The organism is Oleiphilus sp. HI0043, from assembly GCF_001634935.1.
In genome coordinates this window covers 1-947 of sequence record NZ_LWEY01001484.1, presented here as the reverse complement: position 1 = coordinate 947, position 947 = coordinate 1, and the positions used below count along the sequence as shown (strand labels likewise).

The window sequence follows — 947 nt, the reverse complement described above, 5'->3', positions numbered from 1 at the left end:
TTATCAAGTACGATACTTCAGAGCCTCGCGGTTGTTCGAGCAGCTGACCATCTCACACGGCGATGGTAGCTACCTAAGACTCTTAAACCAAATAGCCAAGGCTGATGTTCTAATTATCGATGACTGGGGCTTGGAGGCTTTAACACAGCCTCAAAAAAATGATCTACTCGAAATTATGGAAGATCGCCACAACAGTAAATCGACCATAGTGACTAGCCAATTACCGATGACGAAGTGGCATAAATTTATCGACGATCCGACCTTGGCTGACGCCATATTAGACCGGCTACTGCATAACGCTCACAAACTTAACTTAAAAGGAGAATCGATGAGAAAAGTACTAACTTCGTTGACTGAAGATGATCACTTGAAGTAAAAAGACAACTCACGATGCATGGATGGGAAACAAGTGATCACGTTCAGCGCAACGGCTGATCAGTTTTAGCGGAATACGCACAGGGTAGGGATTTTCCGTGGAAGCCAATAAACTTAGTGTGTTAGTCTTCTTAGACAGGGCCGATAATGCTTTGTCTGTATCTTCGTACTACAAGGGAAAATACAGACATGAGTAAAGCTGAAGCTTTATCCAAGAAAGAAATTCGACACGCTCTTGCGGTCGCAAATCTGATGACTCACAAAGAGGGTAAGCGCTGCGCTCTGGTTCTCTCTCATGCTGCTATGCGAGTCAGTGAAATCGCATTAATCGAAACTGGATCTCTTTTAAACTCTACAGGTGAATTAAGAAAAGAAATTCATCTTCCTGCCAAGATCTGTAAGCGCCTTAAGCCACGAACTATTTGGCTTACTAATCCAGTAAGTCGCGAAATAATCCAGGATTGGATTGAGTATCGCCTTAAGAAAAAGTGGGGAACAGTCATTGGTAGCGCTCAATACCAGGGATTAAATCCAAACAGCAGATTCTTATATAACAATCGGGGTAGACGTTA

2 protein-coding genes are annotated in these 947 nt (G+C 43.0%); both read left to right on the top strand.

Translation table 11 applies throughout. The features are described 5' to 3' along the window. Positions 1-376 (top strand): ATP-binding protein (locus A3729_RS21130; RefSeq protein ID WP_197475967.1); only part of this gene is annotated, 376 nt, incomplete at its 5' end. Between the two features lie 188 nt (positions 377-564). Beyond that, positions 565-947 (top strand): hypothetical protein (locus A3729_RS21125; protein WP_197475966.1); only part of this gene is annotated, 383 nt, incomplete at its 3' end.